Source organism: Chryseobacterium angstadtii (assembly GCF_001045465.1).
Taxonomy (GTDB): Bacteria; Bacteroidota; Bacteroidia; order Flavobacteriales; family Weeksellaceae; genus Chryseobacterium; species Chryseobacterium angstadtii.
The window spans coordinates 271,946-287,488 of record NZ_LFND01000004.1; the positions used below are offsets into that span (position 1 = coordinate 271,946).

16 protein-coding genes are annotated in these 15,543 nt (G+C 37.9%); 5 read left to right on the forward strand and 11 right to left on the reverse strand.

Annotated elements, in window-relative coordinates; translation table 11 throughout:
* Positions 1-10: 10 nt before the first annotated feature.
* The 3 genes from ACM46_RS14560 to ACM46_RS14570 all read left to right on the forward strand — a co-directional run bounded on the left by ACM46_RS14560 (position 11) and on the right by ACM46_RS14570 (position 3,934).
* Positions 11-1,315, forward strand: coding sequence for a voltage-gated chloride channel family protein (locus ACM46_RS14560; RefSeq protein WP_173426490.1), 1,305 nt, complete (start codon positions 11-13; stop codon positions 1,313-1,315).
* A gap of 221 nt (positions 1,316-1,536) precedes the next feature.
* Complete coding sequence (locus ACM46_RS14565; protein WP_048507405.1) at positions 1,537-2,415, forward strand: LysR family transcriptional regulator; 879 nt, start codon at positions 1,537-1,539, stop codon at positions 2,413-2,415.
* Between the two features lie 583 nt (positions 2,416-2,998).
* Positions 2,999-3,934: a YeiH family protein gene (locus tag ACM46_RS14570; RefSeq protein ID WP_048507406.1), complete on the forward strand. Its 936-nt coding sequence runs from the start codon at positions 2,999-3,001 to the stop codon at positions 3,932-3,934.
* A gap of 80 nt (positions 3,935-4,014) precedes the next feature.
* Here ACM46_RS14570 and ACM46_RS14575 read toward each other — a convergent pair whose 3' ends face one another.
* From ACM46_RS14575 to ACM46_RS14615, 9 genes are all read right to left on the reverse strand, one after another.
* Positions 4,015-4,212, reverse strand: a complete 198-nt coding sequence (locus tag ACM46_RS14575) for a hypothetical protein (RefSeq protein ID WP_241486020.1) — start codon at positions 4,210-4,212, stop codon at positions 4,015-4,017.
* Between the two features lie 275 nt (positions 4,213-4,487).
* Positions 4,488-4,673: a hypothetical protein gene (locus ACM46_RS14580; RefSeq protein WP_048507408.1), complete on the reverse strand. Its 186-nt coding sequence runs from the start codon at positions 4,671-4,673 to the stop codon at positions 4,488-4,490.
* A gap of 144 nt (positions 4,674-4,817) precedes the next feature.
* Positions 4,818-6,059, reverse strand: coding sequence for an MFS transporter (locus ACM46_RS14585; RefSeq protein WP_048507409.1), 1,242 nt, complete (start codon positions 6,057-6,059; stop codon positions 4,818-4,820).
* A gap of 76 nt (positions 6,060-6,135) precedes the next feature.
* Positions 6,136-7,704: a ribonuclease Y gene (gene rny, locus ACM46_RS14590; protein ID WP_048507410.1), complete on the reverse strand. Its 1,569-nt coding sequence runs from the start codon at positions 7,702-7,704 to the stop codon at positions 6,136-6,138.
* A 236-nt stretch (positions 7,705-7,940) separates the two neighbouring features.
* Positions 7,941-8,228, reverse strand: a complete 288-nt coding sequence (locus ACM46_RS14595) for a cell division protein ZapA (RefSeq protein WP_048507411.1) — start codon at positions 8,226-8,228, stop codon at positions 7,941-7,943.
* Positions 8,228-8,530: a hypothetical protein gene (locus ACM46_RS14600; protein WP_048507412.1), complete on the reverse strand. Its 303-nt coding sequence runs from the start codon at positions 8,528-8,530 to the stop codon at positions 8,228-8,230. The genes ACM46_RS14595 and ACM46_RS14600 overlap by 1 nt, the downstream gene beginning before the upstream one ends.
* A 140-nt stretch (positions 8,531-8,670) precedes the next feature.
* A complete protein-coding gene (gene porT, locus ACM46_RS14605; RefSeq protein ID WP_048507413.1) occupies positions 8,671-9,453 on the reverse strand; it encodes a type IX secretion/gliding motility protein PorT/SprT in 783 nt (260 codons plus the stop codon).
* A 3-nt stretch (positions 9,454-9,456) separates the two neighbouring features.
* A complete protein-coding gene (ubiE, locus tag ACM46_RS14610; RefSeq protein WP_048507414.1) occupies positions 9,457-10,188 on the reverse strand; it encodes a bifunctional demethylmenaquinone methyltransferase/2-methoxy-6-polyprenyl-1,4-benzoquinol methylase UbiE in 732 nt (243 codons plus the stop codon).
* A 3-nt stretch (positions 10,189-10,191) separates the two neighbouring features.
* On the reverse strand, positions 10,192-10,761 hold the full coding sequence (locus ACM46_RS14615; RefSeq protein ID WP_048507415.1) for a hypothetical protein: 570 nt from the start codon (positions 10,759-10,761) through the stop codon (positions 10,192-10,194).
* A gap of 101 nt (positions 10,762-10,862) precedes the next feature.
* Here ACM46_RS14615 and ACM46_RS14620 point away from each other — a divergent pair, with 101 nt between their 5' ends.
* Both ACM46_RS14620 and ACM46_RS14625 read left to right on the forward strand, forming a co-directional pair.
* Entirely contained in the window at positions 10,863-11,930 is a 1,068-nt protein-coding gene (locus ACM46_RS14620) for a 3-oxoacyl-ACP synthase III family protein (RefSeq protein WP_048507416.1), read from the forward strand.
* 67 nt (positions 11,931-11,997) lie between these two features.
* A complete protein-coding gene (locus ACM46_RS14625; protein WP_048507417.1) occupies positions 11,998-13,203 on the forward strand; it encodes a metallophosphoesterase in 1,206 nt (401 codons plus the stop codon).
* A 454-nt stretch (positions 13,204-13,657) separates the two neighbouring features.
* Here ACM46_RS14625 and ACM46_RS14630 read toward each other — a convergent pair whose 3' ends face one another.
* Positions 13,658-14,410, reverse strand: a complete 753-nt coding sequence (locus ACM46_RS14630; protein ID WP_048507418.1) for a polysaccharide deacetylase family protein — start codon at positions 14,408-14,410, stop codon at positions 13,658-13,660.
* Between the two features lie 81 nt (positions 14,411-14,491).
* Positions 14,492-15,460 (reverse strand): NAD-dependent epimerase/dehydratase family protein, encoded by a 969-nt coding sequence (locus tag ACM46_RS14635; RefSeq protein WP_048507419.1) that lies wholly within the window; start codon positions 15,458-15,460, stop codon positions 14,492-14,494.
* Positions 15,461-15,543 lie beyond the last annotated feature (83 nt).

Sequence of the window (15,543 nt, forward strand, 5' to 3'; positions counted from 1 at the left end):
CAGGATTATTATGTCAAAAAAAGAACGTACACTACGCAGAAAAACAACTTTTCATACCCGCTATTTCTTCAGAAAATACCCTGCTCTGCCTTATATTTCAAAATGGCTGTGCATCAGTATCATCATTGGCGCTTTAGTGGGAAGCGCTTCTGCGGGGTTTTTACAGTCTCTGGAATGGGCCACTCATTTCAGGGAAAGTCACATCTGGCTTATTGCCCTGCTTCCTTTGGCTGGGCTGCTTATCGGGCTTTTATATTATTATTTCGGAAAAGATGTGGAAGCTGGAAACAATTTACTGATTGACAACATTCATGATCCGAAAGAAATTATTCCATTCAAAATGGCTCCATTTGTTTATCTGGGAACTATTGCAACTCATCTGTTCGGAGGTTCGGCAGGGCGTGAAGGAACGGCTATTCAGATGGCAGGCGCTATTGCCGATCAATTAAGCAAAACTTTTAAACTTGATAAAGAAGAAAGAAGAATTCTGCTCATCTCTGCCATTGCAGCAGGTTTCGGATCTATTTTCGGAACCCCGTTAGCAGGTGCGGTATTTGGACTTGAAGTTTTCCTTATCGGAAGAATACGGTACAATGCTATTTTCCCTGCTTTTGCATCGGCAATTCTTGCAAACCAGGTCACCAATCTCTGGAATGTTCATCATACCCATTATCATATCAGCATTATCCCCCAACCGGAGTTTTTCCCAATTTTGTACAGCATTCTTGCAGGAATCGCTTTTGGACTTTGTGCCGCAGCTTTCAGCAGGATCATTCATTGGGCGGGTTCTTTGTTTAAATCTAAGGTCCAATATCCTCCATTACGCCCTGTAATCGGCGGAGTGATTATTGCACTGGCTGTTTTTGCCATGGGCAGTACAAGATATATTGGCCTGGGTATTCCGGTGATTCTGGAATCTTTTGAAAAACAGCTTCCCTTATATGATTTTGCTTTAAAAATGATTTTCACCATCGTTACTTTGTCGGCAGGATACAAAGGTGGTGAAGTGACTCCTTTATTCTTCATCGGAGCAACGCTGGGAAGTGCCTTATCCCTATTTATTCCGCTACCGTTCGGACTGCTTGCAGGAATGGGATTCGTAGCCGTATTTGCCGGAGCTACCAATACTCCGCTAGCCTGTATGTTGATGGGAATCGAATTATTCGGAGCCGAATCCGGAGTATACGTTGCCATAGCCTGCGTAGTTTCTTATCTTCTTTCCGGCCACCACAGTATTTATACCAAGCAGAAGATCGGTGAGGCGAAAAACAGAAGGTATGAAAGCGATCAGGAGCGGTCTATTTCTGATTTGTAGCGGGGTGCGGGTTTCGAGTTTGACGAGGTTCGGGATACGAGTTGCTAGTTGCCAAGTTGACGGCGCGCGTAGTAGAGCTTAGCTTTTTACAAATAGAATATTTTAGAATCTGAGTTAGTTTATAGAAAATTTAAAATTCCTTAACCCCAACCCGCAACTAGCAACCCGCACCCCGAAACCCATATATTTTCACTAAATTTGTGATTATAAGTTCCTGCATCATGTTTGATTACAGATTAAAAGTTTTTCACACAGCAGCTTCAAGGCTGAATTTCACGAAAGCTTCCGAAGAACTTCATATTTCACAGCCTGCAGTTACCAAGCATATTAAAGAAATTGAAAATCAGCTTGGCACAAAACTGTTTGACCGAAAAGGAACTTCTGTGCAGCTTACCCAAAGTGGAAAGATTTTATTTGAATATGCAGAAAAAATCAGGAATATTTACCGTGATCTTGAATTTGAAATCAGTCAGGTTAATGAACAGCACAGAGGAAAACTAATTATCGGAGCCAGCACCAGTGTTGCACAGTATGTTTTGCCTGAAATACTGGCGAAATTCAATACCTATTACAGGGATATTAAGATTGAGTTGATTACACACAACACGGAAATTATCTCGGATCTGTTGAAAGAAGGAAAAATTGATTTGGGAATTATCGAAGGGGAATCTCAGTCTTCGTTTTTCGACTATAAAATATTCAAAGCCGATGAAATTGTTCTGGCTGCAAAAACGGATCATCCACTGGCCCATAAAACTTTAAGCTTAAAAGATCTTTATGACTTAAACCTGATTTTCCGGGAACAAGGTTCCGGCACACTGGAATATATCCAAAACCGTTTGAAGGAGAAAGGGATCAATATTGCGGAACTGAATACGGTTATGCAGCTGGGAAGCAGTGAAAGCATCAAAAATTATCTTTTACATTCAGACTGTATGGCATTCCTGTCTATCAGCAGTATTTTGAATGAATTAAAAAACAATACCCTGGCTATTGTAGACATCCGGAACTTCAGTATTGAAAGAGATTTTCATTTTATCCTGCCCAAAGGAGAACAGTCGGAAATGATTAAGCTTTTTTTGAAGTTTGTGAGGAGTTAGGGAGTAGGTGGCAGATAGCAGGTGGCAGGGATTAGGTTATAGTTTGAAGCTTTGGTCTTTTGATTTGGATATTGAGAGTCGAGAGTCAAGAATCAAGATGTCAGACACCGGATTTCATACATTTGTAATGGTGACTTCGAGGACCTCAGCCACCACGGATAGGGGCTTTCATGGATTAAAATTCAATTAACATGTTCCCAACTCCGCGAACTTCAAACACCCAAACTATCAAACTATCAAACCCTCAAACTTTCTTCCCCGTATCCCGTATCCCGTAACTAACTTTAAGTTGTAGAATCAATGCTTTAGATGTCGGATTTCAAACATTTATAATGGTGGCTTCGAGGGCCTCAGCCACCACGGATAGGAGCTTTCATGAATTAAAATTCAATTAACACGTTCCCAACTCTTCAAACACCCAAACTCTCATACCCTCAAACTCTCTCACCTCGAAACCCGAAACGCGAAACGCGGAACTCAGACCCTGAACACCATAACCAAAAGTTATCCTTCATAATAAAATACAATTTAATTCGTAATACTATATTTCGGAATTTTGGAGTCTTATTTCAACCTTTATCTTATGAAAGATTTTCTCCAAAATGAAACGTTCCGAAAAGCTGTTTTTATTATTCTGGCCGTATTATGTCTGACTCCTTTGATATCTTCTCCCCTAGCTTTGGCGCTGGGCTTCTGTTTAGCTGTTTTGATTGGCAATCCGTTTGAAATGCATCTGCACCGGTATATTCACCTGTTGCTTCAGATATCCATTGTGGGTCTGGGTTTCGGACTCAAGCTAGATGAAGCGCTTCAGGCAGGAAAAACAGGTTTCTTTTTAACGATTATCAGCATTATAACCGTGATGGTTCTTGGCTACATTCTTGGCAAGCTATTTAAACTTGAAAAAAAACTCTCTTATCTGATCTCTGCCGGAACAGCCATTTGCGGAGGAAGTGCCATTGCCGCTGTCTCTCCTATTATAAAACCGGATACAAAAGAAATCTCTTTGGGACTTGCCATTATTTTCACCCTGAATTCCGTGGCTCTTTTTGTTTACCCCGCTATGGGACATCTGTTACAACTTTCTCAGGAGCAGTTCGGACTTTGGTGTGCCGTAGGAATTCATGATACCAGTTCCGTGGTAGGAGCTGCCGGAAAATATGGAAATGAAGCTTTAAAAACGGCAACTACTGTAAAACTCGCCCGCGCTTTATGGATTATTCCGGTTTCTGTCATCACCATGTTTATTTTTAAGAATAAAGAATCTAAGATCAAGATCCCGTGGTTTATCGGATGGTTTGTCCTTGCTATATTACTGAATACTTATTTTCCTGTTTTTAGCCTTTTCAGCAGCTCTGTGACGGCTGTTGCAAAATCAGGGCTGAATCTTACGCTCTTCTTTATCGGTTCTACACTTTCCATCAGGACTTTAAAAACGATTGGAATCAAGCCGCTGGCGGTGGCTGTTATTTTATGGATTACGATAAGTGTGGGAAGCCTTTTATACATCATCAGCTAAATAACAAAAACCTTTTGGAAGGTCCCAAAAGGCTTTTGCGTATTAAATGTGGAAATGTTTGTTTTTAGCTAAAATCAGTTTTAGATCGCCGCCTCACCACAAGTATATACCTGCGGGCAAGCAATATACTCAGAGCAATACCACGGTCCTGTAACAGAACCTGAGCAGCTGCATCCGCATAGAGAGTAATCAGGTTTTCCGATGTTTACGGAACCTTCCCAGCTTCCTCCTGAGATGTTTTTAAGGTCTTCTTTTCTTAATTTTTTAGCGTTTTTCATAAAGTTCATGTGATTTAGTTTTTTAGATGAAACAATATAGTTGAGTTACCTTTCAAAGTTAAACAAATATTAATTATTCGCAACATAATTTATCATGAAATTTAATAAAGCTCTGATTTTATTGTAATTATTAACCTAATAAAGAAATAATGGTTAAAAAAAAACTTAAACAATATTATTATTATATGAATCCAGGATGGTGATTATGGAGCAGGTAATAAAAAATAAAAACCTTTCAGAAAACTGAAAGGTTTTGTTTAATGAAATGTTTTTCATCAACAGGTTATTACCTGCAGACATTTTTTATACTTTACACAATATGACGGACCTGTTACTGCTCCTGTACAGCTGCATCCACATTTTGAAAGATCCGGGGTTATTGCGTCTCCCACACCTCCTACGATGTTTCTGAGATCATCTTTTTTTAACTTTTTTGCTTTTTTAAAAATTTCCTGTGACATGATGTTTTGGTTTTAATTAAACAATAGAATTAAATCTGATTCATCTCAAAAGTAAACAAATAATAATTATTTAAAGCACAACAAAATGTTAATTCGTTCATTTAATTACACTTAAATCAACATCAACTTTTGTCAGAACTATAATTATTCCGTGAATTCAAGGTCTTTATTATGGGTTTCGGAAATGGTGAGGGACGAATAAAACGCCAATCCAAATACAACGACTCCAACCACCGCCGCACTGATGATTACGGTAAAATTATTTTTCAGGAGATCAAATGCCAGAATCATCACCGGTACCAGGCCTCTCACCATATTAGGAACTGTAGTAGTAGCTGTATTTCTGATATTGGTTCCGAACTGTTCCGCCGCCAGGGTAACAAACATCGCCCAATATCCGGTACCTAAGCCCAGCCATACGCAAAACATGTAGTACTTTGTTTCTGTGTCTGTGTTTCCAAACAACATAATTCCTACTCCAACCAATGTGAAGAGCAGCATATAAAATATCGCCATTTTCCGGGATTTTAAAGCATGCGAAATAAAACCACTCAGCAAATCACCGACAGAAATCCCTACATAAGCCCACATAATGGCTTTTCCGGGGTTCAGGTCTTTTATTCCTAATTCAGGGGCAAACTGGTTGGCTAAAACAGCCAGAATCCCTATACAGTACCAGGTTGGTAGTCCTACCGCTATACATTTTATATATCTGGTAAAACGTTCTTTATTGGTAAAAAAGGAAAGAAAGTTTCCTTTTGAAACATTTTTATGTTCAATATTCTTATAAATTCCCGATTCTGAAACACTTATTCTTAATATCAACAGCAGAATTCCCATTACCCCGCCAATGATGTAGGAAATATTCCATCCTCCCGCCAGTTCTACGGTGAGTTGAGCTACTACAGCACCCATTAATCCAAATCCGGCAACCACAGAGGTTCCGATTGCTCTGAGATTCTTCGGCAGGCTTTCAGAAACGAGGGTAATTCCTGCTCCAAGCTCTCCGGCCAGACCTATTCCGGCAATAAACCTTAAACCGGCATATTGATAGGCCAGATGTTCTTTTGGAAAATAAGGCAGAAAACCGCAGGCTATATTCGCCAGAGAATACACTAAAATAGAACCAAAAAGTACCGACAACCTTCCTTTCTTATCTCCGAAAATCCCCCAGAAAATCCCTCCGATGAGGAGCCCTACCATCTGGCAGTTCAGAATAAACGTTCCGTCTGTGTCCGGATTGAGTCCTAATGCTTTTAAACTTGGAATTCTCACGATCCCGAATAAAAGCAGATCATAGATGTCTACGAAATAGCCCAGGGCAGAAATAATCACAGGAATAGAGAAGATGTACTTCAGGTTTGAAGACAAAGATGTTTTTTCCATTTATTTATGTTTTGATAAAAATAAAAAAACCTTCCAATAAATTGAAAGGTTTTTTAAAATATTTTTTTATTATTAATTATCTCGCAATATTCACGGCTCTGGTTTCTCTGATTACCGTGACTTTTACCTGCCCCGGATATGTCAGTTCGTTCTGGATCTTTTCGGAGATATCGTAAGAAAGCTGGTTGGCTACTTCATCGTTCACTTTTCCGCTTTCTACCATTACTCTAAGTTCTCTACCAGCCTGAATAGCATATGCACTTGATACTCCATCGAAGCTTAATGCTGCAGATTCAAGGTCTTTCAGTCTCTGGATATAAGATTCCAATACCTGTCTTCTTGCTCCCGGTCTTGCTCCTGAAATGGCATCGGCCACCTGAATGATCGGAGATAATAATGATTTCATTTCAATTTCGTCGTGGTGAGCTCCGATGGCATTCACTACTTCTGCATTTTCACCGTATTTTTCAGCCCACTGCATTCCCAGCAAAGCGTGAGGAAGTTCAGATTCCTGCTCAGGAACTTTACCGATATCGTGTAAAAGACCGGCTCTTTTGGCTAATTTTACGTTCAGTCCCAGTTCAGCAGCCATTGTAGCAGCAATATTCGCTACTTCTCTGGAGTGCTGTAAAAGGTTTTGTCCATACGAAGAACGGTATTTCATTCTTCCTACAATCTTGATCAATTCAGGGTGTAATCCATGGATTCCTAAATCAATAATGGTTCTTTTTCCTACTTCAATGATCTCTTCTTCAATCTGCTTTCTTGTTTTCTCCACTACTTCTTCGATTCTTGCCGGGTGGATTCTTCCATCCGTTACCAATCTGTGAAGGGATAATCTTGCAATTTCTCTTCTTACCGGATCAAAACATGAAAGAAGGATAGCTTCCGGAGTATCATCAACAATAATTTCTACCCCTGTTACTGCTTCTAAAGCACGGATGTTTCTACCTTCTCTACCGATAATTCTACCTTTTACCTCATCAGATTCAATGTTGAATACAGATACGGAGTTTTCAATGGCCTGTTCAGTTCCAATTCTCTGGATAGTCTGAATAACAATTTTTCTAGCTTCATTCTTCGCGTTAAGCTGCGCTTCTTCCATGATGCCCTGAACGTGTGCCTGAGCTCTTGTTTTGGCCTCAGCTTTCATGGTTTCTACCAATTCTGCTTTTGCCTCTTCTGCCGTATAATTGGAGATTTTTTCCAGGATCTCTACTTTTTTGGTAGTAGCTACATCCAGTTCCTGTTGTTTTCTGTCTAAGATTTCATTTTTCTTAGCATAATCTGCAATCTGCCTGTCCAGGTCTTTTTCAAGTTTACCTGTTTTGCTGAGCTCATCATTTAATTTGTGCTCTTTGTCTTTGGTTCTTTTTTCAATCTCCTGTATTTTTTTCTCACGAGACTGAATATCTGCATCGTGTTGAGATTTCAGTTCCAAAAACTTTTCTTTGGCCTGCAGGTTTTTTTCTTTTTTTATGGATTCAGCTTGAACATTTGCTTTTTCTATAAGGTTTTCGGCATTTTTCTTTGCATCATCTACAATAAATTTTGCCTTCGTGTTCAGCGAGCTTTTAGAGAAAATAATCCCAATCACCGCCCCTATCACTAAGCAAATAACGCCGACTATAATGGCTGTTGTCATAATATATATTGAGTTTTAATTGTCTTACACTTATCAAATATCTAAATAAAAAAAACCTACAACAATTCAGGGATTGAGAGTAAACTCCTAATCAACACGATTTGAACTGATTTCCACTGTCTGTAATCCGGGAGACCCGGCACGCCATTCAGCGGACATTTGCTCGGTAATTGTTTAGCGTTGAGTTTACCTTAAATGTGTTAGAATTATTGTAGGCAGTCTGGTGGGAAAAAAATCTATTTCCCAGTTTCATTCAGCGACTGATTAATTTTCACTAATCTTTCGTTGGTAGAATTTATATTTTTTTCGTAGTTAAGAGAAACAACTTCGGCATTGGTTCCCAGTTTCAGGGCACACATCGCCAAAGCATCCTGCTTATCTCTTACATCGAAGTTCTGTTCAAAATCTTTAATCATATTTTCAATCTGCTTTCCTACCTTACGCAGAGTTTCCTCTTCTGCTGCCGGTACGTTCAGCGGATATACCCTTCCTGCAATGTTGATGGTTATTCTTCTTACCTCCATTATAATCCACTGTTTTGAAGCTGCGCAATACAGAAGTCAATTTCTTTTACCAATCTGTTGATATGGTTTTTCATTAACCTGTTGTGTTCAGGATTTCCTGATATTGCTGAATAAAGTTTTATATTTTTTTGTTCTTCTGCTAATACCTGATTTCTTCTTCTTTCCTCATCATACTTCGTTTTCAGTTCTTCATGCTCAATACTTAGCTCTGAGAATCTTTCAGTAAGATTTTTATAATTCTTTTGTAAAAGCAAAATCTTTTTCTCTAATTCTGAAAAATTGTTTTCTAAATCTTGAAGCATTTCAGGTTTTGTATATTCTAACTAATAGCAAAAGTAAAAAAATAATAACAGTAACAAAAATAAAAGTCTCTATATTTTGATTAACTACAAAAAAAGGAGCTGCAAATGCACCTCCTTTCGTATTTTAAGTATCTATTTTTTTATTCAAATTTCAGAACGAACATCACTGCTCTTGTCTGAATGGTAGACATTGCCGTTGCCCAATATGGAGGCGTAGTCGCATTATCCGCTACTTTCTCGTTGTTCATGAAGAATGTTCCTCTGATAGCCGGAGTAAGTTTAAATTTATTGAAATAAAACTGAATTCCCATTTCTGCAGACCAGGCAAAATTGTGCGTTGTAGATCTGAAAACCTGCTGCATGTTGTCATCTTCTGAATCTGAGTTAGACTGAAGGTTCACTACATAGTTTACCCCTGCAGCAATATAAGGTCTTGAATTGTACCATCTCTGTCCGTGAAGTTCAAGTAATACAGGAATATCTACCAATGTAGATTTGATTTCTCTTACTCTGTCTTTCTCAGTTAAAGTCATTGGAGTAAAAGGAGGGTTAGTCAATGTTCCGGCAGCATACTGGTCATTGGACTGGGTATTAAAAGTTAACTGTCTCTGAGCAAATTGTAAACCTGGTTCCATTCTTAAATCCAGATAGTCATTCAATCTCCACTTGGCGATCAAACCGGCTCCGAAGCTGTAGCTTTCTCTGGATTTAACGAGATTCTGGTTACCTTCCGAACCATATCTTGGATGTAGGACGATACGGTAGTCCAGCCTGTTGCCGTTTAAATAAAAACCCCAACTGAATTTCTGCTCGTCAAAGTCTTCCAACTTATCCATTCTGTTTCGGGTTCTGAATTGTGCATCTGCAAAAACTGCAATATTGACTGAGGCTAAAACCAGTGCTCTTAATAGAAATTTATTCATAGGTTACTTTGTTGCTTTATAAATTGTGGCTATACCTAAACTTAGCTTTTTATATTCTACTTTCTTAAATCCTGTATCTAAAAGAATTTGTTTCATCTTTTCCCCGAAAGGAAAAGCATTTACAGAATCCGGAAGGTATGTATATGCCCTATTATCTTTGGAAACCAGTCTGCCGATGGCAGGTAATATATTTTTGAAATAAAACATATAAAATGGCCCTAAGAACCCCTCAACCTTTGAAAACTCCAGTATATAAACACTCTTGTTATCTTTAACTACTCTTCTTAACTCTGCTAAACCTTTGGGAAGGTTTTCAAAATTCCTTACTCCAAATGCAACGGAAACAGCATCAAATCTATTGTCCTCGAACGGTAAATTTTCTGCATCTCCTTTTTGCATGGAAATTTTGCCGTCTAATTTAAGTTTTTTTATTTTAATAACGCCAACATTTAGCATTTGTTGTGATAAATCTAAACCAATTACTTTTGCGTTGGTTCCTTTTTCAATGGTAATTGCTAAATCTCCCGTTCCTGTAGCCACATCCAGCACTTCCTGCGGATTGTCTTTTTTCATCATTTTCACCAATGTATTTCTCCATAAAACATCAATTTTCATAGATAAAACATGATTCAGAAGGTCGTACTTCGGTGCAATATTGTCGAACATATCCTCTACCTGGCTTTTTTTAGTAGCCTCAGAATTGTAGGGAGTCACTTTGGTAATATCTTTTGTCAAAACTTAAAACTTGTAATATTCTTTGTAATAATTTAGGAAATCCTGCTTTCTGAAAATCTTTGATCTGGATTCCACTTTTTGGATATTTTTGATCACTTTATCGTAATCTTCATCTACATTATAATAAAAATCTTCCGTGTAAAGCTTGTTGAAACGCTTTGCACCTCCGAAATAATCTTTTCCGTCTATTGTAATTTTGTCCAGTGCCAAAAGTAATGAATCTTTTTTAAGATTGTAGCCATAATATTGATCATTAATATAATAATCCTGATGGGCAATATTCAGCAATCCACGGATTTTATTTACTTCAAAAGCGGAATCGTAAAGCATTTTTTTATTCTGATCGAAAACTTTAATAGAATTTTTACCCTTATTAATATCCACATGAACGGACTGTCCTGCTGAAATAATTCCTTCGGATCCGTTATTGATTTTAAAATAATAAGTATTGGGAGTAGGGTTATCTACTATAAAATAATTTTTCTTGGCTAAAAAAAAGAAGTAGACCCCAAAGGCAAGGATAAACACCACAGCAGCAATAAGTAAGCCTTTTAAGGACGAGTTGTTTTTCATACGATTGTAAAGTACAATTTTTGCAAATTTAATAATATTTTTAATTCTCCGTTATTAATATTAATTATTAACTTTGCATCTTTAAAAAATCATATAAACGAATGCCGAATACGATCATTATTGGTTCTGGATCCTATATTCCTAACAGAGTTATTGGTAGAGACTATTTTATGAATTCTGAGTTCTATACAGAAGACGGGGTAAAGATTGAAAAACCTGCAGAAGAAACCATTGCGAAGTTTGTAGAAATTACTGAAATTGAGAACAGGAGATTCATAGATGACCACCTTTCCAACTCACAGATCGGTTACGAAGCCGCAAAAATTGCTCTTGAAGACGCCAAAGTAGATGGCGAAGAACTGGATTACATTATTTATGCAAGCAACTTTGGGGAAGTTACTGCAAACGGCTATGCTGACTTTATGCCAACAATGGCTGCCAGAGTGAAGAATAAACTAGGCATTAAAAACAGAAAATGTGTAACCTACGATATGCTTTTCGGTTGCCCGGGATGGGTAGAAGCCATGATTCTGGCCGATAACCTGATTAAAGCCAAAACAGCCAAAACCATTCTGGTAATTGGTGGTGAAACATTAAGCCGTGTAACAGATCCTTACGACAGAAACAGAATGATTTTTGCAGACGGTGCCGGAGCGGTAGTGGTAAAAGCTACTGACGATGAAAACGTAGGAATTATCTCTCACAATACCATTTGTGACAACGGTCCTGAACTAAATTATCTGGCCAACGGTCCTTCGATCAATAAAGATGCCGATCAGACCCGTTTATTTGTAAGAATGCAGGGAAGAAAAATCTATGAATACGCTCTTAAAAACGTACCCGTAGCGATTAAAGAAACCATTGAAGATGCAGGACTTTCTATTGAAGATATCGACAAGATTTTAATTCACCAGGCGAATGCCAAGATGGATTATGCAATGATTGAAAGACTTCATAAGCTTTATGATGTGAAAGATTACGACCATTCTATCTCTCCTATGACTATTCAAGACCTCGGAAATACGTCTGTAGCAACCATTCCTACCATGTATGATTTAATATTTAAAGGAAAAATGGACGGTCAAACGTTTAAAGAAAAAGGTAACATTGTGATGACTTCGGTAGGTGCCGGAATGAACATCAATGCTATCGTTTACAGATTTCCTTAAAAATATTTAGTTAACATAAAATATTAAAAGCACAGGGAATTATTCTTTGTGCTTTTTAAATTGAATTATGCAGAGAAATTTTTTGATCATTACCGCTATTTTTTTATTCCTGGAAGTATATATTTTCCAGGCTATACGGACATTAACTGATAATTTCTGGATCCGTCTCGGATACTGGGTCGTCTCTTTAACGGTTTACGGAATTTTCGCGTATGAAATCTCTCATTTCCAACGGTCAGACCGAAGTACAGCAAGGGCTCAGATTATGATTTCCCTGTTTCTGATCTTTATCCTCCCTAAAATTTTCATCGTTCTGTTTTTATTAATTGATGATATTTTCAGAACGGGAAGCTATTTAATCGGCTTAACACAGCCAAGAGAGAACTTTTTTCCGGAAAGAAGAAAATTTCTGAGCATCGTAGGTCTGGGTCTTGGAGGCGTCCTTTCTGCCCTTTTTATCGATGGAATTACGTTTGGAAAATACAGGCACACCGTAAGAAGAATCAAGGTGAAAATTCCAGGGCTTTCGAAAAATTTTGAAGGTTATAAAGTGATTCAGATCTCCGATGTTCACAGTGGGAGCTTTTCAGACCCGTCAAAACTTCAGCATGCTATTGATCTGATTAATGAACAAAACCCGGATCTTGTGCTTTTTACAGGAGATATGGTGAATAATATTTCTGATGAATTCAAACCTTTCATTCCTTTATTTTCGAAAATAAAAGCCAAAGACGGCAAATTAGCAGTACTTGGAAACCACGACTACGGCGATTACGTAACATGGGCTTCCCTTGATGCCAAAAAGAAAAATCTGGACACCCTTATCGACTATGAAAGACAGGCCGGTTTTGATATGCTGAGAAACGAACACAGAGTGATTGATAGAAACGGAGAAAAGCTATACATTCTCGGTGTTGAAAACTGGGGTTTAAAGCCATTTCCTCAATTCGGAAAGATTGATGATGCTTTAAAAGGCGTACCGGAATCCGCTCCGAAAATCTTGATGAGCCATGATCCTACCCATTTCGATTATGTAGTTAAAAAACACCCGGGAAACATTCATTTGACCCTTTCGGGACACACTCACGGAATGCAGTTTGGTTTAGATCTGAAAAATGTAAAATGGTCACCTGTACAGTACCGCTATCCAAAATGGGCCGATCTTTACGAAAGCGAAGGAAAAATGCTGTATGTCAACAGAGGTTTCGGGGTATTGGGATATCCGGGAAGAGTTGGAGTATTGCCTGAAATTACGTTGTTTGAGTTGAGCTAAGAGTTACGGGATCCGAGATTCGGGGTTTGAGAGTTCGAGGGTTTGAGAGTCTGAGTGTTTAAAGTTGGTGGAGTTTGCAAATCTGTTAATTGAATCTTAATTCATGAAAGCCCCTATCCGTGGTGTCTGAGGCCCTCGAAGCCACCATTACAAATGTCTGAAATCTGACATCTAAAATCTTTTTTGATTCTACAACTTAAAGTTAGTTGCGGGATACGAGGTTCGGGGTGAGAGAGTTTAAGAGTTTGAGAATTGTCGGTGCTAATTCTTAATTGCTAGTTATAAATCTGAAATCTGAAATCTGGTATCTGATATCTTAAGTCTTGATTCTTGGCTCTTGACTCTTGACTCTTGACTCTTGACTCTTGCTTCTCAATATCCCAGTCAAAACACCCAAGTCTCAAACTACATCACAATCCCTAATCCCTGCAACCTACTACCTAATATCTGCCACCTAAAAAATATAATCCTTCATCCGCGACGTCGCCATATCATGCTCATTCACCCAGGTAAGGAGGGTATCGAGTTTGTCTTCCATTTTTTTCCCTGAAAAGAGGCTTCTGTAAAACGGAATATCAAAGCGGTATTTTTTAAAATCGGTGAACTGCCAGGAATTAAGATAGATCAGGACAAAATCATCATTCTTCAGGGTTTCAAAAACCATACTCTGATAATAGTTCATCGGCAGGATCTGGAATACAAAATCATTATACGGTAGCTGGCTGTATGGTGAAATACTTTCGGGTACAATACTCAGTCCATTTTCTTCATTGATTTCAGTATCTCTTTTCAGTCTTTTGAACGGAAAAAGAATATCTGCATTATCAATATTGGAGACGTAATTAAACTCGAGTGATTTCAAATCTTCCTGAGCCAGTTTAAAATCTTTCTGCCTGATTCCTCTGATCTGTTTTTCCAGAAGATCCTGAATATTTTTTTTCACTTCTTCAATTTTCTGAAGATCTGAATTCAAATTATAAAAAGCAATTTCATGCCCTTTGGATGAAATTGCTTTTATTAAATTCTGCAGTTTTTCTGCTATGGAAATCTCCACAAAAAAACTGGCTTTTATATCATGGATATCTAAAATCCGAAGAATAGCTTTTGTATTATCTTCTGTGATCTTCAGTCTTTCTTCATCAGAAATTTGAACGCTGTTTTTGGCGTCAGCCTCTATATTTAAGATGTTAAAAGTTAATAAAATCATTTAAATTTAATTTTAGATAGAATTTATAATTAATTAAAAATCAGATGTTAAAATAAAATTTATTTAAACATCAACTTTAAGTTATTGATTTTTATTCAATTTCACTTTAAGATTCTTAATCATATCCTTAGACATTTCAGAAATTCCGAAATCATACGTCAGTCCCCAGTCTTTTTTCGCTACAGAATCATCAATAGATGCCGGCCACGAATCTGCAATAGCCTGTCTGAAATCCGGTTGATAATCAATTGAAAAATCCGGAATTTCTTTCTTGATTTCTTCAGCCAGTTCTTTCGGTGTAAAAGACATTCCTCCTAAATTATAAGACGAACGAACGGTAAGACTTTCCTTCGGAGCATCCATTAATTTCAACGTTGCGTTAATGGCATCATCCATATACAACATTGGCATTCCTGTATCTTCGGAAATGAAGCTGGTGTATTTTCCTTCTTCTATTGCTTCGTAAAAAATCTCAACGGCATAGTCTGTAGTTCCTCCACCTGCAGGAGTCTTCCATGAAATAAGTCCCGGATATCTGATACTTCTTACATCTACCCCATACTTATCGAAATAATATTCGCACCATTTCTCTCCTGCCATTTTAGAGATTCCATATACCGTGGTAGGATTTAAAACAACATCCTGCCCTACATTATGTTTTGGAATTCCTTTCCCGAATACCGCAATTGAACTTGGCCAGAAGATCTTTTTAAGAAGCCCTTCTTTTGCCATTTCACAGAAATGAAGAAGAGGTTCAAGATTCAGTTTCCATGCAAAAATGGGTTGCTTTTCTGAAGTCCCGGACAAAAGGGAAGCCAGATGGTAAACTGTAGTGATCTCGTAATCTTTAATGACCTGTCTCACCAGCTGAGTATTGGTAACATCCATTCTTTCATAATGTCCGGCAGCTGTAATTCCTTTCTGCCATCTGTCCAATCCTGAGGCTACTACATTTTCAGCTCCGTGAATCTCAACAAGTCTGTTCGTCAGTTCGGTGCCGATCTGTCCCAGAGCACCTGTAATCAATATTCTTTCCGTATAGGATTCCATTTTTAAATATTTTTTTTAGAGTTGTACAAAAGTAAAAAAATCGTGCTTAACATAATGAAAAAGGCATGTAAAAACATGCCTTT